The organism is Streptomyces sp. NPDC006134 (genome assembly GCF_040628835.1).
Lineage (GTDB): Bacteria > Actinomycetota > Actinomycetes > Streptomycetales > Streptomycetaceae > Streptomyces.
Map to the genome: position 1 here is coordinate 175,607 of NZ_JBEXTV010000005.1, position 26,900 is coordinate 202,506.

At 74.7% G+C, this 26,900-nt stretch carries 26 protein-coding genes and 1 pseudogene; 20 read left to right on the forward strand and 7 right to left on the reverse strand.

Translation table 11 applies throughout. The features are described 5' to 3' along the window. The first annotated feature begins 324 nt into the window (after nt 1-324). The 5 genes from ABZ340_RS05390 (at nt 325) to ABZ340_RS05410 (ending at nt 7,199) form a co-directional block, all read left to right on the forward strand. A complete protein-coding gene (locus ABZ340_RS05390) occupies nt 325-1,215 on the forward strand; it encodes a xanthine dehydrogenase family protein subunit M (protein WP_358780403.1) in 891 nt (296 codons plus the stop codon). Beyond that, complete coding sequence (locus tag ABZ340_RS05395; protein WP_358780404.1) at nt 1,215-1,790, forward strand: (2Fe-2S)-binding protein; 576 nt, start codon at nt 1,215-1,217, stop codon at nt 1,788-1,790. The genes ABZ340_RS05390 and ABZ340_RS05395 overlap by 1 nt, the downstream gene beginning before the upstream one ends. 2 nt (nt 1,791-1,792) lie before the next feature. After that, the gene (pucD, locus tag ABZ340_RS05400; RefSeq protein ID WP_358780405.1) at nt 1,793-4,177 is read left to right on the forward strand and encodes a xanthine dehydrogenase subunit D; all 2,385 of its coding nucleotides are present in this window, start codon (nt 1,793-1,795) and stop codon (nt 4,175-4,177) included. Between the two features lie 359 nt (nt 4,178-4,536). Beyond that, nucleotides 4,537-5,997: an NCS2 family permease gene (locus ABZ340_RS05405; protein ID WP_358780406.1), complete on the forward strand. Its 1,461-nt coding sequence runs from the start codon at nt 4,537-4,539 to the stop codon at nt 5,995-5,997. Between the two features lie 50 nt (nt 5,998-6,047). Further along, the gene (locus tag ABZ340_RS05410; protein WP_358780407.1) at nt 6,048-7,199 is read left to right on the forward strand and encodes an XdhC/CoxI family protein; all 1,152 of its coding nucleotides are present in this window, start codon (nt 6,048-6,050) and stop codon (nt 7,197-7,199) included. 95 nt (nt 7,200-7,294) lie between these two features. On the opposite strand, the gene ABZ340_RS05415 is transcribed toward ABZ340_RS05410, so the two are convergent. The 3 genes from ABZ340_RS05415 to ABZ340_RS05425 all read right to left on the reverse strand — a co-directional run bounded on the left by ABZ340_RS05415 (nt 7,295) and on the right by ABZ340_RS05425 (nt 9,393). Beyond that, entirely contained in the window at nt 7,295-7,621 is a 327-nt protein-coding gene (locus ABZ340_RS05415) for a hypothetical protein (RefSeq protein WP_358780408.1), read from the reverse strand. 188 nt (nt 7,622-7,809) lie between these two features. Next, nucleotides 7,810-8,808 carry a helix-turn-helix domain-containing protein gene (locus ABZ340_RS05420; RefSeq protein WP_358780409.1) on the reverse strand — a complete coding sequence of 333 codons (999 nt, stop codon included), beginning with the start codon at nt 8,806-8,808 and terminating at the stop codon, nt 7,810-7,812. Between the two features lie 144 nt (nt 8,809-8,952). Then, the gene (locus ABZ340_RS05425) at nt 8,953-9,393 is read right to left on the reverse strand and encodes an SRPBCC family protein (protein ID WP_358780410.1); all 441 of its coding nucleotides are present in this window, start codon (nt 9,391-9,393) and stop codon (nt 8,953-8,955) included. A gap of 308 nt (nt 9,394-9,701) precedes the next feature. On the opposite strand from ABZ340_RS05425, the gene ABZ340_RS05430 reads away from it, so the two are divergent. From ABZ340_RS05430 to ABZ340_RS05485, 12 genes and pseudogenes are all read left to right on the forward strand, one after another. Then, on the forward strand, nt 9,702-10,664 hold the full coding sequence (locus tag ABZ340_RS05430) for a UDP-glucuronic acid decarboxylase family protein (protein ID WP_358780439.1): 963 nt from the start codon (nt 9,702-9,704) through the stop codon (nt 10,662-10,664). Between the two features lie 215 nt (nt 10,665-10,879). Then, on the forward strand, nt 10,880-12,517 hold the full coding sequence (locus tag ABZ340_RS05435; RefSeq protein ID WP_358780411.1) for a carbamoyltransferase C-terminal domain-containing protein: 1,638 nt from the start codon (nt 10,880-10,882) through the stop codon (nt 12,515-12,517). Beyond that, nucleotides 12,514-13,518, forward strand: a complete 1,005-nt coding sequence (locus tag ABZ340_RS05440; RefSeq protein WP_358780412.1) for a glycosyltransferase — start codon at nt 12,514-12,516, stop codon at nt 13,516-13,518. Before ABZ340_RS05435 ends, ABZ340_RS05440 begins: the two co-directional genes overlap by 4 nt. After that, a pseudogene (locus tag ABZ340_RS05445) lies at nt 13,515-13,943 on the forward strand (HAD family hydrolase); the annotation flags it as partial. The gene ABZ340_RS05440 and the pseudogene ABZ340_RS05445, both read left to right, overlap by 4 nt. 342 nt (nt 13,944-14,285) lie before the next feature. Next, entirely contained in the window at nt 14,286-15,278 is a 993-nt protein-coding gene (locus tag ABZ340_RS05450) for a glycosyltransferase family 9 protein (protein ID WP_358780440.1), read from the forward strand. Beyond that, the gene (locus ABZ340_RS05455; RefSeq protein ID WP_358780413.1) at nt 15,275-16,225 is read left to right on the forward strand and encodes a glycosyltransferase; all 951 of its coding nucleotides are present in this window, start codon (nt 15,275-15,277) and stop codon (nt 16,223-16,225) included. The genes ABZ340_RS05450 and ABZ340_RS05455 overlap by 4 nt, the downstream gene beginning before the upstream one ends. Further along, nucleotides 16,222-17,439 (forward strand): glycosyltransferase, encoded by a 1,218-nt coding sequence (locus ABZ340_RS05460; protein WP_358780414.1) that lies wholly within the window; start codon nt 16,222-16,224, stop codon nt 17,437-17,439. The genes ABZ340_RS05455 and ABZ340_RS05460 overlap by 4 nt, the downstream gene beginning before the upstream one ends. Further along, nucleotides 17,439-18,200, forward strand: coding sequence for an SIS domain-containing protein (locus tag ABZ340_RS05465; RefSeq protein ID WP_358780415.1), 762 nt, complete (start codon nt 17,439-17,441; stop codon nt 18,198-18,200). Before ABZ340_RS05460 ends, ABZ340_RS05465 begins: the two co-directional genes overlap by 1 nt. Next, nucleotides 18,193-19,563: a D-glycero-beta-D-manno-heptose 1-phosphate adenylyltransferase gene (gene rfaE2, locus ABZ340_RS05470; protein ID WP_358780416.1), complete on the forward strand. Its 1,371-nt coding sequence runs from the start codon at nt 18,193-18,195 to the stop codon at nt 19,561-19,563. The genes ABZ340_RS05465 and rfaE2 overlap by 8 nt, the downstream gene beginning before the upstream one ends. Then, complete coding sequence (locus ABZ340_RS05475) at nt 19,560-20,654, forward strand: glycosyltransferase family 9 protein (RefSeq protein WP_358780417.1); 1,095 nt, start codon at nt 19,560-19,562, stop codon at nt 20,652-20,654. The genes rfaE2 and ABZ340_RS05475 overlap by 4 nt, the downstream gene beginning before the upstream one ends. 27 nt (nt 20,655-20,681) lie before the next feature. Then, complete coding sequence (locus ABZ340_RS05480; protein WP_358780418.1) at nt 20,682-21,596, forward strand: glycosyltransferase; 915 nt, start codon at nt 20,682-20,684, stop codon at nt 21,594-21,596. Then, nucleotides 21,593-22,489, forward strand: coding sequence for a glycosyltransferase family 2 protein (locus ABZ340_RS05485; RefSeq protein WP_358780419.1), 897 nt, complete (start codon nt 21,593-21,595; stop codon nt 22,487-22,489). Before ABZ340_RS05480 ends, ABZ340_RS05485 begins: the two co-directional genes overlap by 4 nt. Nucleotides 22,490-22,556: 67 nt before the next feature. On the opposite strand, the gene ABZ340_RS05490 is transcribed toward ABZ340_RS05485, so the two are convergent. The 4 genes from ABZ340_RS05490 to ABZ340_RS05505 all read right to left on the reverse strand — a co-directional run bounded on the left by ABZ340_RS05490 (nt 22,557) and on the right by ABZ340_RS05505 (nt 25,240). Next, entirely contained in the window at nt 22,557-22,733 is a 177-nt protein-coding gene (locus ABZ340_RS05490; RefSeq protein WP_358780420.1) for a hypothetical protein, read from the reverse strand. A 69-nt stretch (nt 22,734-22,802) separates the two neighbouring features. Further along, nucleotides 22,803-23,111, reverse strand: coding sequence for a DUF3040 domain-containing protein (locus tag ABZ340_RS05495; protein ID WP_358780421.1), 309 nt, complete (start codon nt 23,109-23,111; stop codon nt 22,803-22,805). A gap of 45 nt (nt 23,112-23,156) precedes the next feature. Then, entirely contained in the window at nt 23,157-24,062 is a 906-nt protein-coding gene (locus ABZ340_RS05500) for a polysaccharide pyruvyl transferase family protein (protein ID WP_358780422.1), read from the reverse strand. 206 nt (nt 24,063-24,268) lie between these two features. Then, complete coding sequence (locus ABZ340_RS05505) at nt 24,269-25,240, reverse strand: LuxR C-terminal-related transcriptional regulator (RefSeq protein WP_358780423.1); 972 nt, start codon at nt 25,238-25,240, stop codon at nt 24,269-24,271. Between the two features lie 263 nt (nt 25,241-25,503). Here ABZ340_RS05505 and ABZ340_RS05510 point away from each other — a divergent pair, with 263 nt between their 5' ends. The 3 genes from ABZ340_RS05510 to ABZ340_RS05520 all read left to right on the forward strand — a co-directional run. Beyond that, complete coding sequence (locus ABZ340_RS05510) at nt 25,504-25,707, forward strand: hypothetical protein (RefSeq protein WP_358780424.1); 204 nt, start codon at nt 25,504-25,506, stop codon at nt 25,705-25,707. A 28-nt stretch (nt 25,708-25,735) separates the two neighbouring features. Next, entirely contained in the window at nt 25,736-26,005 is a 270-nt protein-coding gene (locus tag ABZ340_RS05515) for a hypothetical protein (protein WP_358780425.1), read from the forward strand. A gap of 170 nt (nt 26,006-26,175) precedes the next feature. After that, nucleotides 26,176-26,900 (forward strand): NlpC/P60 family protein (locus ABZ340_RS05520; RefSeq protein WP_358780426.1); only part of this gene is annotated, 725 nt, incomplete at its 3' end.

Sequence of the window (26,900 nt, forward strand, 5' to 3'; positions counted from 1 at the left end):
TGGGTGGCCGGGCCGGGGCCCGTTCGGCGGCGGGCGAGCGTCGCTCGCCGTCGGCCGATGTGTGTGTCCCGCGTCACGCTGCCGAGTCGCGCGTTTCCACAGGAAAACGCGGAGGTTACCGAGGTCCTCCGTTCATACGAATCTACAAGATGCTTGGCCTGGCCAGCGAACTCCTTCATGGTTTCCGTGACTGACCCCCGCGGAGCACAGAGCGGTGTACTGGCTCCACTCCGCGTCAACAGCACAGGAACGAGCCGGGCCCGCCGCACACGGATTGGCTCGATCTGTACGCCCCACGAGACCAAACCAAGAAGAGAGCCGGTCATGGACTTCCTTCGCCCCGCCAGCTGGGAGGAGGCGCTCGCCGCGAAGGCGGAGCACCCCACCGCTGTGCCGATTGCGGGTGGCACCGACGTGATGGTCGAGATCAACTTCGACCACCGCCGGCCCGAGTACCTCATGGACCTGAACCGCATCGGCGAACTCTCCGAGTGGGAGGTCGGCGAGGACACCGTACGGCTCGGCGCCTCCGTGCCGTACACGAAGATCATGGAGAACCTGCGCGCCGAGCTGCCGGGCCTCGCCCTCGCCTCGCACACGGTCGCCTCCCCGCAGATCCGCAACCGCGGCGGTGTCGGCGGCAACCTCGGCACCGCCTCCCCGGCCGGTGACGCCCACCCCGCCCTCCTCGCCTCCGGCGCCGAGGTCGAGGTCGCGTCGGTGCGCGGCTCCCGCCGCATCCCGATCGACGAGTTCTACAAGGGCGTCAAGCGCAACGCGCTGGAGCCCGACGAGCTGATCCGCGCCGTGCACGTGAAGAAGGCGGACGGCCCGCAGCAGTTCTCCAAGGTCGGCACCCGCAACGCCATGGTCATCGCCGTGTGCGCCTTCGGGCTCGCACTGCACCCCGAGACCCGGACCGTGCGGACCGGGATCGGCTCCGCCGCCCCCACCCCCATCCGCGCCAAGGCCGCGGAGGAGTTCCTGAACGCGGCGCTGGAAGAGGGCGGCTTCTGGGACAACGGAAAGATCATCACCCCGTCGGTCGCCAAGCAGTTCGCGGACCTGTGCTCGGCCGCCTGCAACCCGATCGACGACGTCCGGGGCACCGCGAGCTACCGCCGCCACGCGGTCGGCGTCATGGCCCGCCGCACGCTGACCTGGACCTGGGAGTCGTACCGCGGCGCCCGCCGCGCCACCGAGGGAGCTGCGTAATGCGCGTCAACTTCACCGTCAACGGACGGCCGCAGGAAGCCGACGACGTGTGGGAGGGCGAGTCCCTGCTGTACGTGCTGCGCGAGCGGCTCGGCCTGCCCGGTTCCAAGAACGCCTGCGAGCAGGGCGAGTGCGGCTCCTGCACGGTCCGCCTGGACGGCGTGCCGGTCTGTTCCTGCCTGGTCGCCGCCGGTCAGGTCCAGGGCCGCGAGGTCGTCACCGTCGAGGGCCTGGCGGACTACGCCCGGCAGCGCGCCTGCGGTGACGGCGGCTCCTGCGGCACCTCGCTGGACGAGGCCAAGGGGTGGCAGGCCAAGGGCACCGACTCGCAGACCGGCGAGGGCACGGAACTCTCCCCGATCCAGCAGGCGTTCATCGACGCCGGCGCCGTCCAGTGCGGCTTCTGCACGCCCGGCCTGCTGGTCGCCGCCGACGAGATGCTGGAGCGCAACCCGAACCCGACCGACGCCGACATCCGCGAGGCGCTGTCGGGCAACCTGTGCCGCTGCACGGGCTACGAGAAGATCATGGACGCGGTCCGCCTGGCGGCCGCCCGCCAGTCCGAGGGGGTCTGAGCATGCCGGCCAACGGTGCACCCACCAAAATCACCCAGGGTTCGCAGACGAAGGGCGGCATCGGCGAGTCCACGCTCCGCCCGGACGGCACCCTGAAGGTCACCGGCGAGTTCGCGTACTCGTCCGACATGTGGCACGAGGACATGCTCTGGGGCCAGATCCTGCGCTCCACGGTCGCCCACGCCGAGATCGTCTCCATCGACACCAGCGAGGCGCTCGCCCTGCCGGGCGTGTACGCCGTGCTGACCTACGACGACCTGCCGACCGACGTGAAGCACTACGGCCTGGAGATCCAGGACACCCCGGTCCTCGCCCACGGCAAGGTCCGCCACCACGGCGAGCCGGTCGCGATCGTCGCCGCCGACCACCCGGAGACGGCCCGCCGCGCCGCCGCCAAGATCAAGGTCGAGTACCGCGAACTCCCCCTCGTCACCGACGAGGCGAGCGCGCTGGCGCCGGACGCGGTCCTCGTCCACGAGAACCGCGACGACCACCACTCCGGCCACGTCCCGCACCCCAACATCGTCCACCGCCAGCCGATCGTCCGCGGCGACGTGGAGGAAGCCCGCAGGCGGGCCGATGTGATCGTCGAGGGCGAGTACACCTTCGGCATGCAGGACCAGGCCTTCCTCGGCCCCGAGTCCGGCCTCGCGGTGCCCGAGGAGGACGGCGGCGTCCACCTCTACATCGCCACCCAGTGGCTCCACTCCGACCTGCGCCAGATCGCGCCCGTGCTCGGCCTGCCCGAGGAGAAGGTCCGCATGACGCTGGCCGGCGTCGGCGGCGCGTTCGGCGGGCGCGAGGACCTGTCGATGCAGATCCACGCCTGCCTGCTGGCGCTGCGCACCGGCAAGCCGGTCAAGATCGTCTACAACCGGTTCGAGTCCTTCTTCGGCCACGTCCACCGCCACCCCGCCAAGCTCTTCTACGAGCACGGCGCCACCAAGGACGGCAAGCTCACCCACGTCAAGTGCCGCATCGTCCTGGACGGCGGCGCCTACGCCTCCGCCTCCCCGGCGGTCGTCGGCAACGCCTCCTCGCTCGGCGTCGGCCCCTACAAGGTCGACGACGTGGAGATCGAGGCCATCGCCCTCTACACCAACAACCCGCCCTGCGGCGCCATGCGCGGCTTCGGCGCGGTCCAGGCGTGCTTCGCCTACGAGGCGCAGATGGACAAACTGGCCAAGAAGCTCGGCATGGACCCGGTGGAGCTGCGGCAGCTCAACGCCATGGAGCAGGGCACCCTCATGCCGACGGGCCAGCCCGTCGACTCCCCGGCCCCGGTCGCCGAACTCCTGCGCCGCGTCAAGGCGATGCCGATGCCGCCGGAGCGCCAGTGGGAGTCCAGCGAGGGCGCCGACGTACGGCAGCTGCCCGGCGGCCTGTCCAACACCACGCACGGAGAAGGCGTCGTACGGGGCGTGGGCTACGCGGTCGGCATCAAGAACGTCGGCTTCTCCGAGGGCTTCGACGACTACTCCACCGCCAAGGTGCGCATGGAGGTCATCAACGGGGAACCGGTGGCGACCGTGCACACCGCCATGGCGGAGGTCGGCCAGGGCGGCGTCACCGTCCACGCGCAGATCGCCCGCACCGAGCTCGGCGTCGCCCAGGTGACCATCCACCCGGCCGACACCCAGGTCGGCTCGGCCGGTTCGACCTCGGCCTCCCGGCAGACGTACGTCACCGGCGGCGCCGTGAAGAACGCCTGCGAGCTGGTGCGCGAGAAGGTGCTGGAGATCGGGCGCCGCAAGTTCGGCTCCCACCACCCGGCCTGGGCCACCGCCGAACTCCTGCTGGAAGGCGGCAAGGTCGTCACCGACGGCGGCGAGGTCCTCGCCGACCTGGTGGACGTCCTCGGCGACGAGGCCGTCGAGGTCGAGGAGGAGTGGCGGCACCGGCCGACCGAGCCCTTCGACCTGCGCACCGGGCAGGGCAACGGCCACGTCCAGTACTCCTTCGCCGCCCACCGCGCGGTCGTCGAGGTCGACACCGAACTCGGCCTGGTCAAGGTGATCGAGCTGGCCTGCGCCCAGGACGTCGGCAAGGCGCTCAACCCGCTCTCCGTCGTCGGCCAGATCCAGGGCGGCACCACCCAGGGCCTGGGCGTGGCGGTGATGGAGGAGATCGTCGTCGACCCCAGGACGGCGAAGGTGAAGAACCCGTCCTTCACCGACTACCTCATCCCCACCATCCTCGACACGCCGACCATCCCGGTCGACGTGCTCGAACTCGCCGACGAGCACGCCCCCTACGGGCTGCGCGGCATCGGCGAGGCTCCCACCCTGTCGTCGACGCCGGCGGTCCTCGCGGCCATCCGCAACGCGACCGGGCTGGAGCTGAACCGGACGCCGGTACGGCCCGAGCACCTGACCGGCACGGCGTAACCGGCCCACGAGTCCTCCGGGCGGCGCACCGTGGAACGTCACGCCTCCCCGCGCCGCCCGGAGCAGTCCCGTCCCGCACCGCTCGCGGGACGTGCCGTACTGGCGGACCACCGCACCGGCGGACCACCGCACCGGCGGACACCGCACCGGTGGGCACCGCACCGCGAGGCGGCAAGCACCAGGCACACACCAGGCAAGCACCCAGCACGTACCAGCAGCACCCTGTTCGTTCGTCTCGGGCCGTCCCCCGGGTCGTGCGGCCGAAGCACCATCCCAAATCCCGCGGCCGCCCCGTGCGGTGAGCAGCCATCAGGGCGTTCCACGCGGGTGCCCCTATGAACCTTGGGAGTAGGCCCCACATGACCCAGCAGTCACTGGAGCCGAAGAGTGTCGCGGAGGACGCGGGCGAAGGCACCCGTATCCCGGCCGGACGCTCTTGGCTCGACCGGTACTTCCACATATCCCAACGAGGATCGACGGTCGCGCGGGAGGTGCGCGGCGGCGTCACCACCTTCATGGCGATGGCGTACATCCTCCTGCTCAACCCCCTGATCCTGTCCGGCAAGGACGCGGCGGGGGACACCCTGGCCGCGAAGGCGCTGATCACCGCGACCGCGTTCGCGGCGGCCTTCACCACGCTGCTGATGGGTTTCGTCGGCAAGGTGCCGCTCGCCCTGGCCGCGGGCCTGTCCGTCTCCGGGGTCCTCGCCTCGCAGGTCGCGCCCGAGATGACCTGGCCGCAGGCGATGGGCATGTGCGTGATGTACGGCGTGGTCATCATGCTGCTGGTCGTCACCGGCCTGCGTGAGATGATCATGAACGCGATCCCGCTCGCGCTCAAGCACGGCATCACCATGGGCATCGGCCTGTTCATCGCCATCATCGGCTTCTACAAGGCCGGCTTCGTCCACCAGGGCAAGGCGGGCACCCCGCTCACCCTCGGCCCGGCGGGCGAACTCGCCGGCTGGCCGGTGCTCCTCTTCTGCGGCACCCTGCTGCTGATCTTCATGCTCCAGGCGCGCAACGTCCCCGGCGCCATCCTCATCGGCATCGTCGTCGGCACGGTCGTCGCCGCGCTGCTGAACGCCGCCGGGGTCGTCGACCCCAAGCAGTGGGCCAACGGCGCCCCCGAACTGCACGGCAGCGCCGTCTCCATGCCCGACTTCTCGCTCTTCGGCGACGTCGAGTTCGGCGGCTGGGGCGAGGTCGGCGCGATGACCGTCGGCATGATCGTCTTCACGCTGGTGCTCGCCGGGTTCTTCGACGCGATGGCCACCATCATCGGCGTCGGCACCGAGGCCAAGCTCGCCGACGACAAGGGCCGCATGCCGGGCCTGTCCAAGGCGCTGTTCATCGACGGCGCGGGCGGCGCGATCGGCGGTGTCGCCGGCGGCAGCGGCCAGACCGTGTTCATCGAGTCCGCGACCGGCGTCGGCGAGGGCGCCCGCACGGGCCTCGCCTCGGTCGTCACCGGCACGTTCTTCGCGGCCTGCCTGTTCTTCACCCCGCTGACGGCGATCGTGCCGCAGGAGATCGCCTCCGCCGCGCTGGTGGTCATCGGCGCGATGATGCTGATGAACGCCCGGCACGTGGACTGGGCCGACCGGGCCACCGCGATCCCGGTCTTCCTCACCGTCGTCCTGATGCCGTTCACGTACACCATCACCACCGGTGTCGCCGCGGGCGTCATCTCCTACGTCGCCATCAAGACCGCCCAGGGCAAGGCGCGGGAGATCGGCGCCTTCATGTGGGCCCTGACGGTGATCTTCCTCGTGTACTTCGCCCTCAACCCCATCGAGAGCTGGCTGGGCGTGCACTAGCCGCCCTCGCGGGCACCCTTTCCGCAACCGCTGTCAAAGGAGACCGACAGATGCTGGACATCGCCGAAGAGCTGCACCGGTGGGTCGAGCAGGGACGCGACTTCGCCGTGGCCACCGTGGTGGCCGTCGGCGGCAGCGCGCCCCGCCAGCCCGGCGCCGCGCTCGCGGTGGACGCCGACGGCACGGCGATCGGCTCGGTCTCCGGGGGCTGTGTGGAGGGCGCCGTGTACGAGCTGTGCCAGCAGGCGCTCCAGGACGGGAACACCGTCCTGGAACGCTTCGGGTACAGCGACGAGGATGCCTTCGCCGTCGGCCTGACCTGCGGCGGCGTCATCGACATCCTCGTCACGCCGGTGCGGGCGGACGCCCCCGCCCGCCCGGTGCTCGCGTCCGCACTCGCCGCCGCCGCCGGAGGGGAGGCGGCGGCGGTGGCGCGGATCGTCTCCGGCCCGGCGGACCTCATGGGCCGGGCGCTCGCGGTCCGCCCCGACGGCTCGTACGACGGCGGCTTCGGCGCCCACCCGGAGCTGGACCGCACGGTGGCCGCGGAGGCGGGAGCCTTCCTGGACGCCGGCCGCACCGGCACCCTGGAGATCGGCGAGCAGGGCTCGCGCTGCGGAGCACCGCTCACGCTGCTGGTCGAGTCCTCCGTCCCGCCGCCCCGCATGATCGTCTTCGGCGCCATCGACTTCGCCTCGGCGCTGGTCCGCGTCGGCAAGTTCCTCGGCTACCACGTCACCGTGTGCGACGCCCGCCCGGTCTTCGCGACCCCGGCCCGCTTCCCGGACGCCGACGAGGTCGTCGTCGCCTGGCCCCACGAGTACCTGGAGCGCACGGACGTCGACGGCCGCACGGTCCTGTGCGTCCTCACCCACGACGCCAAGTTCGACGTCCCCCTGCTGAAGCTCGCCCTGCGCCTGCCGGTCGCCTACGTCGGCGCGATGGGCTCCCGCCGCACCCACCTGGACCGCAACCGGCGCCTGCGCGAGGTCGGCGTCACCGACCTGGAACTGGCCCGCCTGCGCTCGCCCATCGGCTTGGACCTCGGCGCCCGCACCCCAGAGGAGACGGCCCTGTCCATCGCCGCCGAGATCGTCGCCGACCGGCGCGGCGGCAGCGGGGTGTCCCTGACCGGCGCCCACACCCCGATCCACCACGACGGGAACGCCGGGCCGGCGCGGCGGATCGGATCGGTGGCCTGAGCCTTTCGGGGGCTGCCGCCGCACTCCCGCCGTCCGCCCGGAGGGCGGGCCTCACGGCGCCGGGCGGAAGTCCGACGACAGCCGCTACCGGCGGGTCAGGAGCACTTGTCCAGCCAGGAGTGGGCGATGTTGGTCTTGTCGCCGTCGATGTGGCCGCTCACGCCGTCGCTGTCGAACTTCACCCAGTACCACCACTGGCCGTCCGCGCCCCAGCGCTTGCAGCCGGCCAGGAAGCTCTCGCCCTCGGCGGTCACGCCGATCTTCCCTGAGAACGGGTTGACCCTGGTCCAGATCGACTGACCACCGTGCACGGTGCCGCGCACCGACGACGCGGCGAGCGGCTCGGCGCCCGCGGCACCGGCGGCGGGCGCGGTGGCCAGCAGGGCCGGGCCGGTGAGACCCAGGACGGCGACTGCGGTCACGATCGCCTTCTTCATGGGTGAACCCCCTCGATGTGTACGGTCCGTGGACACCGCGGCGGTCACAGTCTGCCGTGAGCAAGAGAGCGCGAAGTGCGCACCGCGTGCACAGCCGTGCGCGCCGAGCGCACCGCGCCGGGGAGTGCTCACGGCCGAGCGGCACAGCGGCGGCGGTACTCGCCGGAGGGTGCTCACGGCCGAGCGGCACAGTGGCGGCGGTACTCGCCGGGCGGGACGCCGTACGCGTCGCGGAACGCCCGGCCGAAGTCCGAGGGGCGCGGGAACCCCCAACGGGCGGCGATGGCCCGTACGGGCCGGTCGGCGAGGGCCGGGTCCGCCAGATCGCGGCGGCACCGCTCCAGCCGCTTCCCCCTGATCCAGGCGGCCACCCCCGTCCCCTGTTCCTCGAAGAGGCGGTGCAGGCAGCGGACGGAGATGTGGTGGGCGGCGGCGACGGCCGCCGGGGGCAGGTCCGGATCGGCCAGGTGCCGGTCCACGTACGTCTGGACGCGCAGCAGCAGGGTCTCCCGGCGCGTCCCGGCCGCCGGGGACGGCGGGTCCCCGAGCCGGCGGGCGAGCAGCGCCGTGATCAGGTCGAGGGCGACCCCGCCGAGCCGGACGGCGTCCGCGCCGGTGAGGCCGTCCGGACGCCGCCGCGCGTGCTCCGCCGTGACGCCCCCGAGGAACTGGCACAGCAGCCGGGCGACCGGGTCCTGCGCGGGTACCGGTACGCCGATCAGCGGGCGCACGCGGTTCTCGGGGAGCGGCACCAGTCTTCTGGGGACCTGGGCGATGAGCGAGGAGTGCGCGACGGCGGCGGGCACGCGCGCGGTGTACGGCCGGGAGCTGTCGAACAGCATGAGGTCCCCGGGCCCGAGCACGACGTCGTGGGAGGCGTCGGCGTAGCTCTGGCGGCCCGCACGGATCAGGGCCAGCTGGTAGCACTCGGGGCCGGTGGCACGGATGAGGCGCGGGGTACGGCGGGCCCTCAGGGGCCCGTAGGTGGGGTCGGCCATGTGGGCGGGGCCGAGCTCCAGCACCCGCAGCACCGCCCGGAACCCGCCGGGTGGCGTCTCGCAGCCGACCCGGTCCAGCACCGTGGGCGCGAGCGTCCGGTCGCACCACGTGCGCCAGGCCTCGAAGCGTTCCGGCACCGCGACGTCGTCCCCGTCGAACACCGTGTGCCACACACGTCCCCCAAGCGTGCGGGTGTCAGCCCCGAGCGGCCGGTGACCGGCCGGGCGCCGACGGTAGGAGGACGAGGCGACGAGACGGCGTACCGGAGGTGAACACACCGGCGGCACCGCATCGTCCGGCGCGGCGCCGGGGCGGCTTCAAGCCTGCCGGAGCAGCCGGTTCACCGCCCGCCCGAACACGTACCGGCCCGCTCCCCGCAGCACCCCGTCGAAGGCGGCCGGCAGCGGGCGTACCCGCAGCTCCTCGCGCCAGATCACGCGGGTCCGGCCGCCGGGCCCGGGGTGCACCTCGATCTCCGCCCAGCCGCGGACGATCCGGCCCCGCTTCTCCAGCCGGCACCGGCCGGGTGCGCCGTCCTCCGGGGGCTCCCAGACGGTCACCTCCATGGTGTCGTCGAAGGAGAGGGGGCCGACGCCGGTGCGGGCCACCACGACCGTGCCGGGGCGGGTCGGCGGGGGAGTGGCGACGGTGACGCGGGTCAGCGGCACGGCCGCGCCGTGGCGGGGCCACTCGGTGAGCCGGCGCCACGTCTCGTCCAGGGGGAGCGGTGCCGTGCGTTCGAGGAAGAAGGTGACCACGCCACGATCGTAGGGAACGCTTCCCGCCCGGCGGTGCTCCCGGCCCCGGGTCACCCGTACGGCGCATCCCGGGGCGCGGCCGAGCGGTCCCGTCGCGGTCGTCGGGCAGCCGCTTCCCGGGCAGCCGCTTCCCGGCCGGAGCAGGTGAGCGAGGACTGTGCGTAACGGATGCGGACGCAGCGTACGAATGTCCGTCGAACTTCGGTTCGAGGTAGAGGGGGTGCTCACCGGGTTACTCGCGCGGACGCGTACGTGGCGGACACGTACGTGACGGCGAGAGGGAGGAGAGCCCTGTGAGCGACCGCCTTGTGAGCGGACGGGCCTGGCGCCGGGCCCTGGTGACCGGCGGAGCCGGATTCGTGGGGTCCCATCTGTGCGGCATGCTGCTCGACGCCGGCGCCGACGTCGTCTGCCTCGACAACCTGGCCACCGGTTCCCGGAGCAACGTGGCCGAACTGGAGCGGCGGCGCGGCTTCCGGTTCGTCCGGGCCGACGCCACCGACCCGCACGCCCTGCGCGGACTGCCCGGCCGGTTCGACCTCGTCCTGCACTTCGCCTGCCCGGCCTCGCCTGCCGACTACCTGCGGCTGCCGCTGGAGACCCTCGACGTCGGCAGCACCGGCACCCGCAACGCCCTGGAGCGGGCCCACGCCGACGGCGCCCGCTTCGTCCTCGCCTCCACCTCCGAGGTCTACGGCGACCCGCTGGAGCACCCGCAGCGCGAGACGTACTGGGGCAACGTCAACCCGGTCGGCCCGCGCAGCGTCTACGACGAGTCCAAGCGGTTCGCCGAGGCGCTGACCACCGCCCACCGGCAGGTGCACGGCACCGACACCGCCATCGTCCGCATCTTCAACACCTACGGGCCCCGCATGCGCACCGGCGACGGCCGCGCCGTGCCCACCTTCATCGCCCAGGCCCTGGACGGCATGCCCCTCACCGTCGCCGGCGACGGCAGCCAGACCCGGTCCCTGTGCTACGTCGACGACACCGTCGACGGCGTCCTCGCCCTGGCCGCCTCCGGCGAGACCGGGCCGGTGAACATCGGCGGCGGCGAGGAGATCACCATGCTGGAGCTGGCGCGGCGCATCGTCGAGCTCACCGGCTCCGGCTCCCGCATCCGGTTCGTCGAACGCCCCGTCGACGATCCCGGCCGGCGCCGGCCCGACACCGCCCTCGCGCGGGAGCGGCTCGGCTGGCAGCCCCGCGTCGGCTGGAGCGAGGGGCTGGAACGGACCATCGGCTGGTTCGCGCACTCCGTCGCGGCCTGACCCGATCGCCTCTGGACGCAGATCGTGATATAGCGGGCCATTTCTGTAATTGAGCTGTCTCCAAGTGTTTGAGACAGCCGCAGTGCGGCACCCGCGAAGCCCAGAAGCACCACCCGCACCACCCGCACCCACAGAACGGACACCACCCACCACCCACGACGCACCACCCACCGCACACGAAAGACCCACCCGCCGCCCGGGACGGAGCACCCCCCATGCGCATCCTCGGTATCAACGCCCTGTTCCACGACCCCGCCGCCGCCCTCGTCGTCGACGGCCGGACCGTCGCGGCCGCCGAGGAGGAGCGCTTCAGCCGCCGCAAGCACGGCAAGCGGCCGGTGCCGTTCTCCGCCTGGGAGATGCCGGAACTGTCGGCGCGCTGGTGCCTGGAGTACGGCGGTGTGCGGCCGGAGGAACTCGACGCCGTCGCCTACTCCTTCGACCCCAAACTCGCCCGTCCCGCCCGCGACATGGGCCTGGACGACCCCTGGGACCCGCTGCGCCTGGAGTACGCCCGCCGCGCCCCCGGGTTCCTCGCAGAGGCGCTGCCCGGACTCGACCCCGAGCAGGTCGTCTTCGTCCCGCACCACGTGGCGCACGCCGCCTCCGCCGGCCCCGCCTCCCCGCACCCCGACAACGACGTCCTCGTCCTGGACGGCCGCGGCGAGTGCGCCTCCCACCTCGCGGGCCGCTACCGCGACGGCAAGCTCGACACCCTGTTCACACAGGCGCTGCCGCACTCCCTCGGCCTGGTCTACGAGGAGCTGACCGAGCACCTCGGCTTCCTGCGCAGCAGCGACGAGTTCAAGGTGATGGCCCTCGCCTCCTACGGCAAGCCCCGCTTCCTGGAGAAACTGCGCGAGCACGTCCACGCCACCGGCGACGGCGGCTTCCGCGCCCACGGCGTGAACTGGGCCGAGTTCGCCCCCGCCCGCGCCAAGGGCGAGGACTGGACGCAGGACCACGCCGACCTGGCCGCCAGCGCCCAGGCCGCCCTGGAGGAGACGCTGCTCGACCTCGTCCACTGGCTGCACGGCCAGGCCGGCGGCGAGGCGCTCACCCTGGCCGGCGGCGTCGCCCTCAACTGCGTCGCCAACTCGAAGATCGCCCGGCGGGGCCCGTACCGGCACGTGTGGGTGCAGCCCGCCGCCGGCGACGCCGGCACCGCCCTCGGCGGCGCCCTGCACGTGGCCGCCCAGGAGGGCCCCCCGCAGCCCATGCCCGGCGCCGACCTCGGCCGCGGCTGGAGCGACGAGGAACTGCGCGCCTGGCTGGAGACGGCCGCGATCCCCTACGAGGAGCCGGACGACATCGCCGAGACCGTCGCCGAGGAACTGGCCCGGGACGGCATCGTCGCCTGGTTCCAGGGCCGCAGCGAGTACGGTCCGCGCGCCCTCGGGCACCGCTCCCTGCTGGCCCACCCGGGCCGCGCGGAGAACCTGGAGCGCCTCAACCACGTCAAGGGCCGCGAGGAGTTCCGCCCGGTCGCCCCGATGGTGCTGGCCGACCGCGCCGCCGAGATCTTCTCCGGCGGGCCCCTGCCCAGCCCGTACATGCTCTTCGTGCACGACGTCGCCGCCGCCTGGCGCGACCGCATCCCGGCCGTCGTCCACGTCGACGGCACCGCCCGCATCCAGACCGTCGAGGAGCGCCGCGAGCCGCTCGTCGCCCGCATGCTGGGCGCCTTCGAACGGCGCACCGGACTGCCCGTCGTCGTCAACACCAGCCTCAACACCGCCGGACGGCCCATGGTCGACGACCCGCGCGACGCGCTGGAGTGCTTCGGCTCCGCGCCGGTGGACCTGCTGGCGATCGGGCCGTTCGCGATCCGCCGTGGGAGGGCGTTCGCATGACCTCGTACGCCGTCGTCGTCCCCACCCTCGCGCGCGACACGCTCGCCGACTGCCTGGCCGCGCTCGCCGCCGCGACGGGGCCGCGCCCCGAGCAGATCGTCCTGGTCGACGACCGGCCCGAGCCGGAGGCCGACCCGGGCGCGCTGGAGCACCCGCTCGGCGTCCTCGGCGACCTGCGCGCCCGCACGGTGGTGCTGCGCAGCGGCGGGCGCGGACCGGCCGCCGCCCGCAACACCGGCATACGGGCGGTCACCGCGCCGTGGACCGCCTTCCTCGACGACGACGTCCAGGTCGGTCCCCACTGGTGCGACCAGCTCGTCCAGGACCTCACCGAGGCCGCCCCCGACACCGGGGCCGTCCAGGGCGTGATCGCCGTCCCGCTGCCCGGCGAGCGGCGCCCCACCGACTGGGAACGCGGCACCGCGGGCCTGGCGCGGGCCCGCTGGATCACCGCCGACATGGCCTACCGCACCGAGGCGCTCAAGCAGGTCGGCGGCTTCGACGAACGCTTCACCCGCGCCTTCCGCGAGGACGCCGACCTCGCGCTGCGCGTCCTCGGCGCGGGCTGGCGCATCCGGCAGGGCCGGCGCACCACCCGGCACCCGGTACGCCCCGCCTCCCGCTGGGTCTCCCTCGCACAGCAGCGCGGCAACGCCGACGACGCCCTGATGCGGCGTCTGCACGGCGCCGACTGGTGGGAGAAGGCGGTGGCGCCCCGGGGCCGTATCCGCCGGCACGCCGCCATCACCGCCGCCGGGGCGGCCGCGCTCGTCCTCGCCGCCACCGGGCGCCCGCGCGCCGCCGCGCTCGCCGGGCTCGGCTGGGCCGCCGGCACCGCCGAGTTCGCCTGGGCCCGTATCGCCCCCGGACCGCGCACCCGGGACGAGGTGACGACCATGCTCGTCACCAGCGCCCTCATCCCGCCGGCCGCCACCTGGCACCGGCTGAGCGGGGCGTGGCGGCACCGCAACGCCCCCGCCTGGCAGGAGGTGGCCGCATGAGCCCCGTCAAGGCCGTCCTGTTCGACCGCGACGGCACCCTCGTCCACGACGTCCCCTACAACGGCGACCCCGAGCAGGTACGGCCCGTCAACGGGGCCCGGGAGGCGCTCGCCCTGCTGCGCGAGCGCGGCATCCGCACCGGCGTCGTCACCAACCAGTCCGGGATCGCCCGCGGACTGCTCACCGACGCCGACGTGCGCGCCGTCAACCGGCGCGTCGACGAACTGCTCGGCCCGTTCGACGTGTGGGCGATCTGCCCGCACGGCCCCGACGACGGTTGCCACTGCCGCAAGCCGCAGCCCGGTCTGGTGCTGTGGGCGGCCGGCCGGATCTGCACCGACCCCGCCGACTGCGTCGTCATCGGCGACATCGGCGCCGACGTGGAGGCCGCCCGCCAGGCGGGTGCCCACGGCATCCTCGTCCCGAACGAGCAGACCCGCCCGGAGGAGACGGTGACGGCGGAACACGTCGCCACGGACCTGCTGACCGCCGTCCGCGCGGTGCTCGACGGGCGTCCCCCCCGGCGGCCGGATCATCGCGGACGAACGCCCCGTGGAGCGGGCCTACGCACCGCAGCCGCCGCCCGCCGACCCGTGCGGGAGGCCGCGATGAAAACCGGGGCCGCGATGAAAACCGGGTCCGTGAAGAGCGCCGAGGCGGTGAAGAGGACCGAGGCCGCGCAGGGCGCCGGGGCCGTGAAGAGCGCCGAGGCCGCGCAGAAGACCGAGGCCGCGCGGGGGGCCGAAGCCGTGCGGGAGGCCGGGGCCGTGAAGAGGGCCGTCGTCACCCGGCTCGACAGCTTCGGCGACGTCCTGCTCGCCGGGCCCGCCGTCCGCGCCGTCGCCGCCCGCGCCGAGCACGTCACCCTGCTGTGCGGCCCGCGCGGCGCGCCCGCCGCCCGGCTGCTGCCCGGCGTGGACGAGGTCCTCGTCTGGGACGCCCCGTGGGGCGGCTTCGACCCGCCCGCCGTCGACCGCGCGCAGATCGACGCGCTCGTGGACCGCATCGACGCCGACACGGGCCTGATCCTGACCTCCTTCCACCAGTCCCCGCTGCCCACCGCCCTGCTCCTGCGCCTGGCCGGCGTCCGCTACCTCGCCGCCGACAGCGTGGACTACCCCGGCTCGCTGCTGGACCTGCGCCACCGGCGCGCCGAGCACGCCCACGAGGCCGAGGCCGCGCTCGACCTCGCCGAGGCGGCCGGGTTCCCCCGCCCGGACGACGGGCGGCTGCGCGTGCTGCCCCCGCCGGACGCCACCGGCCTGACCGGGCCCGGCCCGTACGTCGTCCTCCACCCCGGCGCCAGCGTCCCCGCCCGCGCCTGGAGCCCCGAGCGCTGCGCCGAGGCCGTACGCGAACTCACCGCGGCCGGACACCGGGTCGTCGTCACCGGCGGCCCCGGCGAACGCGACCTGACCGCGTACGCGGCGGGGGAGCACGCCCTCGACCTCGGCGGCCGCACCAAAGCCCCCGAACTGGCCGGCGTCCTCGCGGGCGCCACGGCCGTCGTCACCGGCAACACCGCCCCCGCCCACCTCGCCGCCGCCGTCGGCACCCCGGTCGTCTCCCTGTTCGCGCCCGTGGTGCCCGCCGAACGCTGGCGGCCGTACGGCGTGCCGTACGTGCTGCTCGGCGACCAGGACGCGCCCTGCGCGGACAGCCGCGCCCGGGAGTGCCCCGTCCCCGGCCACCCGTGCCTGGACACGGTCACCGGCACCGACGTGGCCGCCGCCGTCGACAAACTCCTGGGGGAAGCATGAGAATCCTCATCTGGCACGTGCACGGGTCGTGGACCACGGCCTTCGTGCAGGGCCCGCACACCTACCTCGTCCCCGTCACCCCCGACCGGGGACCCGACGGCCTGGGCCGCGCCCGCACCTGGGACTGGCCCGCGTCGGTGATCGAGGTGCCCCCGGAGCGGCTGCGCGACGAGGAGATCGACGTCGTCGTCCTCCAGCGCCCGCACGAACTGGCCCTGGTCGACCGGTGGCTGGGCCGCCGCCCGCCGCTGGTCTGGCTGGAGCACAACGCCCCGGACGGCGACGTGCCCGACACCCGCCACCCCGCCGCCGACGTCCCCGGCGTCACCCTCGTCCACGTCACCCACTTCAACCGGCTGATGTGGGACTCCGGCACCACCCCCGCCGCCGTCATCGAGCACGGCATCATCGACCCCGGCCCCCGCTGGACCGGCGAGCTCGACCGCGCCGCCGTCGTCGTCAACGAGCCGATCCGGCGGGGCCGGACCACCGGCACCGACCTGCTGCCGGAGTTCGCCCGCGCCGCCCCGCTCGACGTGTTCGGCATGCGCACCGAGGGCCTCGCCGAGCACATCGGGGTCCCCGCCGACCGCTGCCGCACCCTCGACCTGCCGCAGGGCGAGCTGCACACCGAGCTCGCCCGGCGGCGCGTCTACGTCCACCCCGTCCGCTGGACCTCCCTCGGCCTGTCCCTGCTGGAGGCCATGCACCTGGGCATGCCCGTCGTCGCCCTCGCCACCACCGAGGTGACCGAGGCGGTGCCGCCCGGCGCCGGAGTGGTCTCCCACCGCATCGACGTACTGACCGATGCCGTACGGGACTTCCTGGCCGATCCGGCGCACGCGCGCGCGGTCGGCGAGGCGGCGCGTGCGGCGGCCCTCGCCCGCTACGGGCTGTCCCGCTTCCTGGACGACTGGGAGCGGCTGCTGAAGGAGGTGACCCGATGAGGATCGCCATGGTGTCCGAGCACGCCAGCCCGCTCGCCGCGCTCGGCGGCGTCGACGCCGGCGGCCAGAACGTCTACGTGGCCCGCCTCACCGAGGAGCTGGCCAAGCGCGGCCACGACGTCACGGTCTACACCCGGCGGGACGCGGCCGACCTGCCCGACCGGGTCCCCCTGCCCGGCGGCGCGGTCGTCGTACACGTGCCGGCCGGGCCGCCCGAGGCCGTCCCCAAGGACGACCTGTTCCCCCACATGCCCGCCTTCGGCGCCCACCTGGCGCGGGCCTGGGCGCGCGAGACACCCGACGTGGTGCACGCCCACTTCTGGATGTCCGGCATGGCCTCCCGGATCGGCGCCCGCCCGCACGGCATCCCCGTCGTGCAGACCTTCCACGCCCTGGGCACCGTCAAGCGGCGCCACCAGGGCGCGCGGGACACCAGCCCGCACGAGCGCGTCGGCATCGAGCGGCAGATCGGCCGGACGTGCGAACGCGTCCTGGCGACCTGCACCGACGAGGTGATGGAACTCGCCGACATGGGCGTGCCGACCCGTCAGGTCTCCATCGTGCCGTGCGGCGTGGACGCCGAGCACTTCCGCCCCGGCGCCGGCACCGGCGGCACCCCGCCGCGCCGGCAGCGCCACCGGCTGCTGTCCTGCGGCCGGCTCGTCCCCCGCAAGGGCTACGACCAGGCCATCCGCGCCCTCGTCCACGTCCCGGACACCGAACTCGTCGTCGCGGGCGGCCCGCCCGGCGGCGCGGTCGAGACCGACCCGGAGGGCCGGCGCCTGCTGCGGCTCGCCGAGGAGACCGGCGTCGCCGGCCGGGTGCGGCTGCTGGGCGCCGTCGACCCGCACGACATGCCCGCCCTGATCCGCAGCGCCGACCTGGTGCTGTGCACCCCCGTCTACGAACCCTTCGGCATCGTGCCGCTGGAGGCGATGGCGTGCGGCGTGCCCGTCCTCGCCACCGACGTCGGCGGCCACCGCGACTCCGTCGCCGACGGCGTCACCGGGCGGCTCGTCGCCCCGCAGAACCCCGAGGCGATCGCGGACGCCGCCCGCGCGCTCCTCGCCGACGAACGGCTGCGCCGCCGCTACGGCACGGCCGGCCGGGAACGCGTCCTCGCCCACTACACCTGGCGGCGCGTCGCCGACGGCGCCGAGCAGGTGTACCGGCAGACGCTCGCCGACCACGCCCTGTCGAAGGAGGTGGCGTGATGACCGTGCACCCGCCAGCAGTCGGGCACTGCGACGAACTCCAGGACGCCCTCACCGCGTTCCGCGCCTCGGCGCACATCACCGAGCGCTGGGGCACGCGCCTGGCCGCCGTCCTGGCCGGCGGCGGCCGGCTGCTGGCCGCCGGCAACGGCGGCAGCGCCGCCCAGGCCCAGCACCTGACCGCCGAGATCGTCGGCCGCTACCGCGACGACCGGCCGCCGTTCTCCGCGATCGCCCTGCACGCCGACACCTCCTCCACCACTGCCATCGCCAACGACTACGGCGTCGACGAGGTGTTCGCCCGCCAGGTCCGCGCCCACGGCCGCCCCGGCGACGTGCTGATGCTGCTGTCCACCTCCGGCGCCAGCGCCAACCTGCTGTCCGCCGCCGACGCCGCCCGCGCGGCCGGGGTCCGGGTGTGGGCGCTGACCGGGCCGGCTCCCAACCCCCTGATGGCCGGCAGCGACGAGTCCCTGTGCGTGGAGGCGCCCGCCACGGCCACCGTCCAGGAGATCCACCTGGTCGCCGTGCACATGATCTGCGCGGCCTTCGACGCGGCACTCGAACGCGGCGTCAGGGGCCGCGCGGGAGGCGGGACTTTCGACGGCCACGGAGGCGGGACGCTCGACGGTCACGGGCACGGCGGGCGTGACGGCCACGGGCGTGACGGGCGTGACGGCTACGTACGTGACGGCCATGTGCGTGACGGGCGTGACGGCCACGGGCGTGACGGTGAGGGAGGTGACCGGGCGCATGGCTGACAAGACCCCGCTGCTCGTGGTCGGCGACGCCCTGCTCGACCGCGACCTGAGCGGCTCCGCCGACCGGCTGGCGCCCGACGCGCCCGTGCCGGTCGTCGCCGGGTGCGCCGAACGGGTCCGGCCCGGCGGCGCGGCGCTCGCCGCGTACCTCGCCGCCCGCGACGGCCGCGAGGTCACCCTCGTCGCCGGCCTGGGCGACGACCCCGCCAGCCGCGAACTGCGCGCCCTGCTGGAACCCTGGCTGACCCTGATCCCGCTCCCGCTGAGCGAACCCCTCTCCGAGAAGACCCGCGTCCTGGCCCAGGACCGGCCCGTCGTCCGCCTCGACCGGGGCGGCGGGCACGTCCGCGAGGCCACCGACGCCGCCCGCGCCGCCGTACGCGCCGCCCCCGCCGTCCTCGTCTCCGACTACGGCCGCGGTGCCGCCGGCGCCCTGCGCGACGTCCTCGCCGAACGCCCCCCGCTGGTGTGGGACCCGCACCCGCGCGGCGGCCCGCCCGTGCCCGGCACCCGCCTGGTCACCCCCGCCGAGAAGGAGGCCCACGGCTTCGCCCCGCGGGGCGGCGCGCCGCAGGGCACGCTGCGCGCCGCCGCGCACAGCGCCGCCGCCCTCGTACGGGACTGGCGCGTCGCCGCCGTGGCGGTGACCCTCGGCGCGCGCGGCGCCCTGCTCACCTACGGGGAGCACCCGCTGCTCGTCCCGGCACCCGCCGCCCACCACGGCGATTCCTGCGGCGCCGGCGACCGGTTCGCCGCCACGGCCGCCGCCCTGCTCGCCGACGGCGCGCTGGTGGGGGAGGCCGTGGAGGGCGCCGTCTCGGCCGCCTCCGCGTTCGTCGCCGCCGGCGGTGCGGGCGCCGTGCCCCGCCCCGACGCCCGGCCCGCGCCCACCCCGCCGCCCGACGCGGACGACCCGCACGCCCTGGCCGCCCGGATCCGCGCCCAGCACGGCACCGTCGTCGCCGCGGGCGGCTGCTTCGACCTGCTGCACGCCGGGCACGTCGGCCTGCTCCAGGCCGCCCGGCGGCTCGGCGACTGCCTGGTGGTGTGCGTCAACTCCGACGCCTCCGTGCGGCGCCGCAAGGGCGAGGGGCGCCCCGTCAACCCGCTCGCCGACCGGATCCGCGTCCTGCGCGCCCTGGCCTGCGTCGACGCCGTCGCCGTCTTCGACGAGGACACCCCCGAACGCCTCCTGGCCGACCTGCGCCCCGACGTGTGGGTCAAGGGCGGCGACTACGCGGGCGCCGAACTGCCCGAGGCCGCGCTGCTCCAGGAGTGGGGCGGCCAGGCGGTCCTCCTGCCCTACCTGGACGGCCGCTCCTCCACGGCGCTGATGGAACGGGCGGCGGAGGGGGTGCGATGACCGAGGCCCCCGAGCCCAGCGGCCCCGGCGTCTCTCACGACGGCACCCCCCGTGTCCTCGTCCTGCGCGCCCTGGGCCTGGGCGACCTGCTCGCCGGCGTCCCCGCGCTGCGCGCGCTGCGCCGCGCCCACCCCGGCCACGAGCTGGTGCTGGCCGGCCCCGAGGAGCTGGCCCCGGTCGCCGCGGCGACCGGGGCCGTCGACCGGCTGCTGCCCGCCTCCGCGCCCGGCCGGGCCGTGCCCCGCACCCTGGACTGGACCGGCCCGCCCCCCGACGTCGCCGTCGACCTGCACGGCAACGGCCCGCCCAGCCACCGTCTGCTGACGGGCCTGCGCCCGCGCAGGCTGCTGGCGTTCGCGCACCCGGAGACCCCCGAGGTCGACGGCCCGCCCTGGTATGCCGAGGAACACGAACGGGACCGCTGGTGCCGGCTGCTGACGTCGTACGGCATCGACGCCGACCCCACCGACCTGCTGCTGCCCCGCCCGCCCGGCCCGTCCCCGGCCCCCGGCGCCGTCGTCCTGCATCCCGGCGCGGGCGCCCCCTCCCGCTGCTGGCCCGTCGAGCGGTACGCGGCCGTCGCCGAGGCCCTGCGCGAGCGCGGCCGGCGGGTCGTGGTCACCGGGGGAGCGGACGAGGGCGACCTGGTGGCGCGGCTCGCCAAGCTCGCCGGCCTGCCCGACACGGACGTCTTCGGTGGCGGCCTGCCCTACGGCAGGCTGTCCGCGCTCGTCGCCGACGCCCGCGCCGTGGTCAGCGGCGACACCGGCATCGCCCACCTGGCCGTCGCCCACGGTGCCCCCTCCGTCACCCTCTTCGGCCCGGTCCCGCCCCATCGCTGGGGCCCGCCCGCGCACCCCCGCCACCGCGTCCTGTGGCACCCGGGCCCCGACGGCGACCCGCACGGCCGCGCACCCGACCCGGCGCTGCTGCGCATCACCGTGGACGAGGTGCTCGACGAGCTGCGCGCCCTGGACGCCTTGGAGCCCCCGGACACCCGGGGACCCCTGGACACTTCGGATATCCCGAATACCCGGGACACCCGGGGCACCCCGGACCCCTCGGGCGCCGCCGACACCCCGCCCGCCTGAGCCCGCCCCCACCCCTGCCGAGGCACCATGAGCAACGGACCGTCAGCCATCCGCGAACGGGCGTCCACCGGCGCCACGCGCCCCGCCCCCGTCGGCATCGTCATCGCCACCCGCGACCGCCGCGCGAGCCTCGCCGTCACCCTGCGCCACCTGCTCGCCCTGCCCGAGCGGCCCCGGATCGTCGTCGCCGACAACGCCTCCACCGACGGCACCCGCGCGATGCTCGCCCGCGACTTCCCGCAGGTGCGCGTGGTGGCCCTGCCGTCCAACCGCGGCGCCCTCGCCCGCACCCACGGCGTCCGCGCCCTGGACACCCCGTACGTGGCCTTCAGCGACGACGACTCCTGGTGGGCGCCCGGCTCGCTGAGCACGGCCGCCCGCCTGTTCGACGAGCATCCGCGGCTCGGCCTGGTCTCCGCCCGCACCCTCGTCGGCCCCGCCGACGCGCCCGACCCGCTCAACGACGTGCTCGCCGGCTCCCCGCTCGGCCCGGCCACCGACCTGCCCGGCACCCAGGTCCTCGGCTTCCTCGGCTGCGCCGCCGTCGTCCGCCGCACCGCCTACCTGGACGCGGGCGGCTACCACCCCCTGCTCTTCTTCGGCGCCGAGGAGACCCTGCTCGCCTACGACCTGGCCGCCCGCGGCTGGGGCGTCACCCACTGCCCCGGCGTGGTCGCCCACCACCACCCCGACCCCGCCCCCCGCACCGGCCGCCCCGTCGTCGTGCGCCGCAACGAACTCCTCACCGCCTGGCTGCGCCGCCCCCTGCCGTACGCGCTGGCCCGCACCCGCGCCCTGGCCGCCGAGGCCCGCCACGACCCGCACGCCCGGCGCGCCCTGCGCGAGGCGCTCACCCGCCTGCCCGCCGCCCTGCGCGACCGCAGGCCCCTGCCGCCGCACGTGGAACGGGCCGCCCGCCTCCTGGAGGGAGCGCCCGCGTGACCGACCCGCGCGTCACCGTCGTCGTCATCACCCACAACCGGTGCCCCGAACTCCTGCGCACCCTGGACCGCCTCGCCGAGCTGCCGGAACGGCCCGCGGTGATCGTCACCGACAACGGCTCCACCGACGGCACGTCCCCCGCCGTCGCCCGCCACCACCCGCAGGTGCGGCTGCTGCGTCCGGGCCGCAACCTCGGCGCGGTCGGCCGCAACCTGGCCGTCCGCCACGTCCGCACCCCCTACGTCGCCTTCTGCGACGACGACTCCTGGTGGGCGCCCGGCTCGCTGTCCGGCGCCGCCGACCTGCTCGACCGGCACCCCGCCCTCGGCACGGTCACGGCCCGGATCGTCGTCGAACCGGACGGCACCGAGGACCCGATCGTCGAGGAACTGCGCGACTCGCCCGTCCCGGGCCCGGACTGGCTGCCCGGTCCGGCCCTCGGCTCGTTCCTGGCCGCCGCGACCGTGCTGCGCACCGGCGCTTTCCGCGCCGCGGGCGGCTTCCACCCCCGGCTGTGGCTCGGCGGCGAGGAGGAACTGCTCGCCGCCGACCTGGCGGCGAACGGCTGGTGGCTGACGTACGCCGACCACCTGACGATCCATCACCAGGCGTCGGAGGTCCGGGACGCCACGCTGCGCCGGACGCACGGCATCCGCAACACCCTGTGGTTCACCTGGCTGCGCCGCCCGGCCGGGACCGCGCTGCGCCGCACCCTGCACCTGGCCCGCACCGTCCCGCGCGACGCCGCGTCCGCGCGCGCCTTCGCCGAGGCGGCGGCCGCGCTGCCGTGGGTGCTGCGGGAACGCCGGGTGCTGCCGCCGCACGTCGAGGCCCGGCTGCGCCTGCTGGAACCGGCCCAGCGCGACTCCGAGGCCCGCAGCTACACGGGATGACCCCGCGCCGGCACCGGCGCGGGGTCATCCCGTGTAGCCGCGGGCCTCACTCGGGCCCGCTTCCGGGTCACTCGGAGCCGGCCGGGCGTTCGCCCTTCGGCCCCCGGCCGCGCCACTCCTCGCCCTCCTGGAGCTCCTCGCCGGCCACCCGGTTGGCGTCCTGATCGCTCACGCCGGTGTTCTCGGCGTCCTTGCGGAGCCTGGCCCTGCGGGTGTCGTACTTCTTGCTTCCGGGCTCGGGCACGACGATCACCTCCTGCCGCCCGGGTCCCCGGGGCCCCGGTCAAGCAAACGCCCGGCCCTCCCCGCCCGCTCAGCCCTCCGTCCAGCGGCACAGCAGCCGGAACGCGGCGAACAGCGTCACCGGCCACACGACCGCGAAGGCCCAGATCACGGCCGGCTCGGAGGTGACGATCCCGGTCACCATGAGCGTGACGGAGAGGGCGGCCAGGAGCGCGATCGTCCGCCGCCGCGGGCGGTACGCCGCCGGCCGGGCCAGGACGGGGCGGCGGCCCGACCGGAACGTGCGCATCCACCGGTCGAGCCGGCGGTCGCGGCGCAGGTCGCGTTCCATCTCGTCGAGGATGCGCTGCTCGCGTTCGGTGAGCGGGTAGGCGTTCACTTCTCTCCTCCTCTGCTGCGGTGGCGGGGGCGGCGTCCGGTCCCGTCACCCGGCGGGCCGCGGCTCCAGCCCCAGCGCCTCGGCCAGGCCGTCCGCGCCGTCGGGGCGGGCGCCCGCCCGGAACTCCGCGCCGATCCGCCGGGCCCGCTCCCGTCCCTCGCCCAGACACCACTCCCACCAGCGCTCCAGCCCGGCGGCGAGGCCCGGCCCCTCGGCGTCCTCGGCCGCCAGCAGCGCGGGCCAGCCGCAGGCGCGGGCCTGCGCGGACACCTTCGCGCCGCCCGCGACGGGATCGATGGCGAGGGCCGGTGTCCCCGCCCGCAGCGCCAGCACCAGGCCATGCAGCCGGTCGGTGACGACGAGGTCCAGCCGGGTGAGCACCGCCTCCAGCTGCGCGGGCGTCGCGCACAGCCGCCAGTCGTGCGCGTCGAGCCGTGTCTCCAGCTCCAGGCGCGCGCAGTCCTTCCCGGCCAGCCACCGCGTCACCTCTGCGGCGACCCGCTCGTGCCGGCGCCGCCGCCCGTACTCGTGCTGCCCGTGCGTGAGGATCACCCCGGCGACGGGCCGGGCGGGCAGGCCGGGGGCGCGGGCCGCGAGGTCGGCCGTGGGTTCGGTGCCGGGCGCGTCCCGGGCCAGCACCCGGTCGAAGCCGGTGACGGCGGGGGAGCCGGGGTCGACGGCGGAGACGCCGACGGCGATCCGCACACAGTGCGCGAAGCGCCGGTGCAACTCCTCGACCTGCGGCCCGTGCACCGGACCGCACACGAACACCAGGTGCGAGTACGCCGCCGGATCCACGTCCCCGAAGTGCAGCCCCTCGGCCCGGAACCCGGGACTCCATACGACGTCGTACGCCGCCCCCGTACCGCGCAGCACGTCCTCCACGCGGCGCAGCGCCAGTACGTCCCCGGCGGTCGCCTCCCCGTCCAGGAAGCTGAACCACCCCGTCACCAGGATCCTCTGCCGTCCGTGCACGGTTCCCACGAGTGCCCGGCGGGACGGCGGGCAATCCCGCCGCTCACCCGCTCACCCTTCTCGCGCGGCGGCACCACCGGTCCGCTCCAGCCGGGGAAGGGGAGCGGAACCCGGCGGCCGGCCCCCGGCGGCCGGCCCCCGGCAGGGGCGGCGCCCTCCTCACCGGGGATCGGGAGATCGTCTCAGAGCCAGCCGAGCTTTGCCGCCTTCAGGCCCGCCTCGAAGCGGCTCCTGGCATCGAGCTTTTCCATCAGGGAGGACATCTGGCGTCGCACGGTGCGCAGCGAGACCCCCAGCCGCTTGGCCGCGGCGTCGTCCGTCAGGCCACTGGCCAGAAGCTTCAGCAGCTGCCGCTCGCTGGTGCTGATGCCACCTGCGGTCTGCCGGGTGCCGAGCGGGACCGCGCTCTCCCAGACCTGGAAGAAGAGGGCACACAAGGTGGCGACGACGGCGGGTTCCCGGGTGCACAGTGCTCCCCGCCGGGTGTTCGCCGGGTCGATCGGCACCAAGGCGACTTCGCGGTCGAAGACGAGGAACCGGGGCGGGAGAACCGGGGCGGTCCGCACCTGGCCGCCCGCCTCGGTCATCCAGCGCGCGTAGGCGAGCGTCACCATGTCGTTGCGCATGCTGTCCTGGTAAAGGGTCAGCAGGTCGACCCCGCGGTCCAGCGCCTCCTCGTCGAGGGGGCGCGAGGCGTCGAGGCTCGCCTGGGACTGGGCGCCACCGGGCATCACGGCCAGGCACTCGTCGCGCAGGTCCTTGGTGAGCAGCTCCAGCCGCTCGTGGATCGAGTCCAGCCCGAGCAGCACATCGGCACCCGGCGTCTCGCCGTCCCGGGTGCCCAGCTCGGCGATCGCCTGGGCCGCGGCCAGCTTGGCGGCCGCCAGGCGCTGCTGCTGGGCGAGGACCTCCTGCTCCTTCTTCCGCAGCATCACCTCCAAGGCGAGTTCCGGTCCGAGCACACGCAAGCCACCGGGCCGGTCCCGTGACTGCCGCACCAGGGTGAGGTCCGCCAGCCGGTCCAGGGCCGCGCGCACATCGGCCTCGGACAGGTCCAGCTCACGGCTCAGCTCCAGGACTCCGAGCTCCGGTCTGGACAACATGATGCGGTACACCGCTTCCGACTGCGCGTCCAGCCCCAGCATTTCCAACATGGATCCCCCCGGATTGGTTGTCACGACTTCACGCCCAGCACCAATGCGCCGCGATCTTCCCAGTACCTCCATATCAGTGCAAGGAGCAGTCACTTGGTGAACTAGTGGCGGAAGTTGCATGAAAGTGCCAGGCCGCATGGTGCCAGTGCGTAGTGCTGTCCTGGGCGGCACCGGCCGGGCAGAGTGAGAGTCACCGAAAGCCACGGCGGCCGAAGAGGCTCGCGGCGCACCGGTATCCGTATCCATGTCGTCTGAGGTTGGTCATGTCTCGTACCGTTCAGCTCTCTCGTAGCGCCCTGCGCGGCCTCGCCCTCACCGCTCTGCTCGGAGCCGCCCTCTTCGGGACGGCGATGGCGGACAAGGGCGGACGACCGGGCCCGGCCGTGGAGGCCGGTGCTCTCGGGCCGGCCAACACGCCCGGGGCCGACATCGGCTGGGACAGCGCACCGCTCGACGAAGCGGTCTGAGCGCACCGCCCTCACAGATGGATCTGCCATGTTCGTCGTCCATCTGTACCTGACGGGCTCGGCGTCGCCCCCGAGCCCGGCCGATGCCCACGCGGTGCAGGACCTGATATGGGCCCACGCCGGTCCGTGGCACCGGCTCGAGCACGTCCTGGCACGGTGCGAGCCCGACGGGATCGGGCTGGTGCTGTACCTCTCGGCCCCCACGGCCGACCGGGCCACCGAGCAGGCCGCGAACCTCCTGGCCGGCGTACGGGGGACCGGAGTGCTGGCGCGTTACACCTTCCCCGAGAGCGGCTGATCTCCGCTCTCCCCGGCGGGCGCCCGGTGCCGCCCGTGCTCTTCCGGGCCGCGCGGACGCGCGCAACCCGTGCGGGACCGCCCGGCCGGCCGCAACCGCACGCACACGCCTCTTCCACCCCCGCCGCGAGTCACACCATCATCACTTCACACCTTTTCTGAGGAATTGTCATGCCCAGAAACACCTCCCTGCGCTCCACCGCGCTCGCCATCGCCCTCACGGCGTCCCTCTCCGGCGGTCTGCTCACCGTCGGGACCGGCGTCGCCGGCGCGGCTCCGACGCCGCCGGACGCCGGCACGTCGGCCCACCTCCAGGCCAGCCCCGGACAGGGGCCGGTGACGCCGGCGGCCGGGGAGACCACGCTGTCCACGAGGGCGACCGCCCCGGCCATCACCCGCAGCGAGGTCATACAGCGGGCCAAGAGCTGGGTCGGCATCGGCCTGGACTACAGCTGGACCGGCAGCCACGACGGCTACCGCACCGACTGCTCGGGATACGTCTCGATGGCGTGGCGCCTCAGCTCCTCGCTGACCACCGACACCTTCGCCGGCGCCGGGGTCACCACCTCGATCTCCAAGGCGGACCTGAAGCCCGGCGACGCGCTTCTCAACGACGCCAGCGGCGCCAACGGCCACGTCGTTCTCTTCGGCAAGTGGGTCGACAGCGCCCGCACCAGCTACATGGGGTACGAGTTCACCGGCAGCGGTGTCCACTACCGGGAGATCCCCTACCCCTACTACTCGGGCTACGGCACCTTCGTACCGGTCCGCAACAAGTCCGTGGAGGACGACGTCACCGCCCCCGCCGACCCGGGGATGACGGATCTGACGGCGGGTGACTTCAACGGTGACGGTCGTGCGGATCTGGTCGCGGTGGAGGTGTCGTCGGGGAAGCT

Excerpts from the sequence above, each read along its gene's own strand:
- ABZ340_RS05390 (WP_358780403.1), top strand. The coding sequence starts at position 325 with ATGGACTTCCTTCGCCCCGCCAGCTGGGAGGAGGCGCTCGCCGCGAAG.
- ABZ340_RS05395 (WP_358780404.1), top strand. The coding sequence starts at position 1,215 with ATGCGCGTCAACTTCACCGTCAACGGACGGCCGCAGGAAGCCGACGAC.
- pucD (WP_358780405.1), top strand. The coding sequence starts at position 1,793 with ATGCCGGCCAACGGTGCACCCACCAAAATCACCCAGGGTTCGCAGACG.
- ABZ340_RS05405 (WP_358780406.1), top strand. The coding sequence starts at position 4,537 with ATGACCCAGCAGTCACTGGAGCCGAAGAGTGTCGCGGAGGACGCGGGC.
- ABZ340_RS05410 (WP_358780407.1), top strand. The coding sequence starts at position 6,048 with ATGCTGGACATCGCCGAAGAGCTGCACCGGTGGGTCGAGCAGGGACGC.
- ABZ340_RS05435 (WP_358780411.1), top strand. The coding sequence starts at position 10,880 with ATGCGCATCCTCGGTATCAACGCCCTGTTCCACGACCCCGCCGCCGCC.
- ABZ340_RS05440 (WP_358780412.1), top strand. The coding sequence starts at position 12,514 with ATGACCTCGTACGCCGTCGTCGTCCCCACCCTCGCGCGCGACACGCTC.
- ABZ340_RS05455 (WP_358780413.1), top strand. The coding sequence starts at position 15,275 with ATGAGAATCCTCATCTGGCACGTGCACGGGTCGTGGACCACGGCCTTC.
- ABZ340_RS05460 (WP_358780414.1), top strand. The coding sequence starts at position 16,222 with ATGAGGATCGCCATGGTGTCCGAGCACGCCAGCCCGCTCGCCGCGCTC.
- ABZ340_RS05465 (WP_358780415.1), top strand. The coding sequence starts at position 17,439 with ATGACCGTGCACCCGCCAGCAGTCGGGCACTGCGACGAACTCCAGGAC.
- rfaE2 (WP_358780416.1), top strand. The coding sequence starts at position 18,193 with ATGGCTGACAAGACCCCGCTGCTCGTGGTCGGCGACGCCCTGCTCGAC.
- ABZ340_RS05475 (WP_358780417.1), top strand. The coding sequence starts at position 19,560 with ATGACCGAGGCCCCCGAGCCCAGCGGCCCCGGCGTCTCTCACGACGGC.
- ABZ340_RS05480 (WP_358780418.1), top strand. The coding sequence starts at position 20,682 with ATGAGCAACGGACCGTCAGCCATCCGCGAACGGGCGTCCACCGGCGCC.
- ABZ340_RS05505 (WP_358780423.1), bottom strand. The coding sequence starts at position 25,240 with ATGTTGGAAATGCTGGGGCTGGACGCGCAGTCGGAAGCGGTGTACCGC.
- ABZ340_RS05510 (WP_358780424.1), top strand. The coding sequence starts at position 25,504 with ATGTCTCGTACCGTTCAGCTCTCTCGTAGCGCCCTGCGCGGCCTCGCC.
- ABZ340_RS05515 (WP_358780425.1), top strand. The coding sequence starts at position 25,736 with ATGTTCGTCGTCCATCTGTACCTGACGGGCTCGGCGTCGCCCCCGAGC.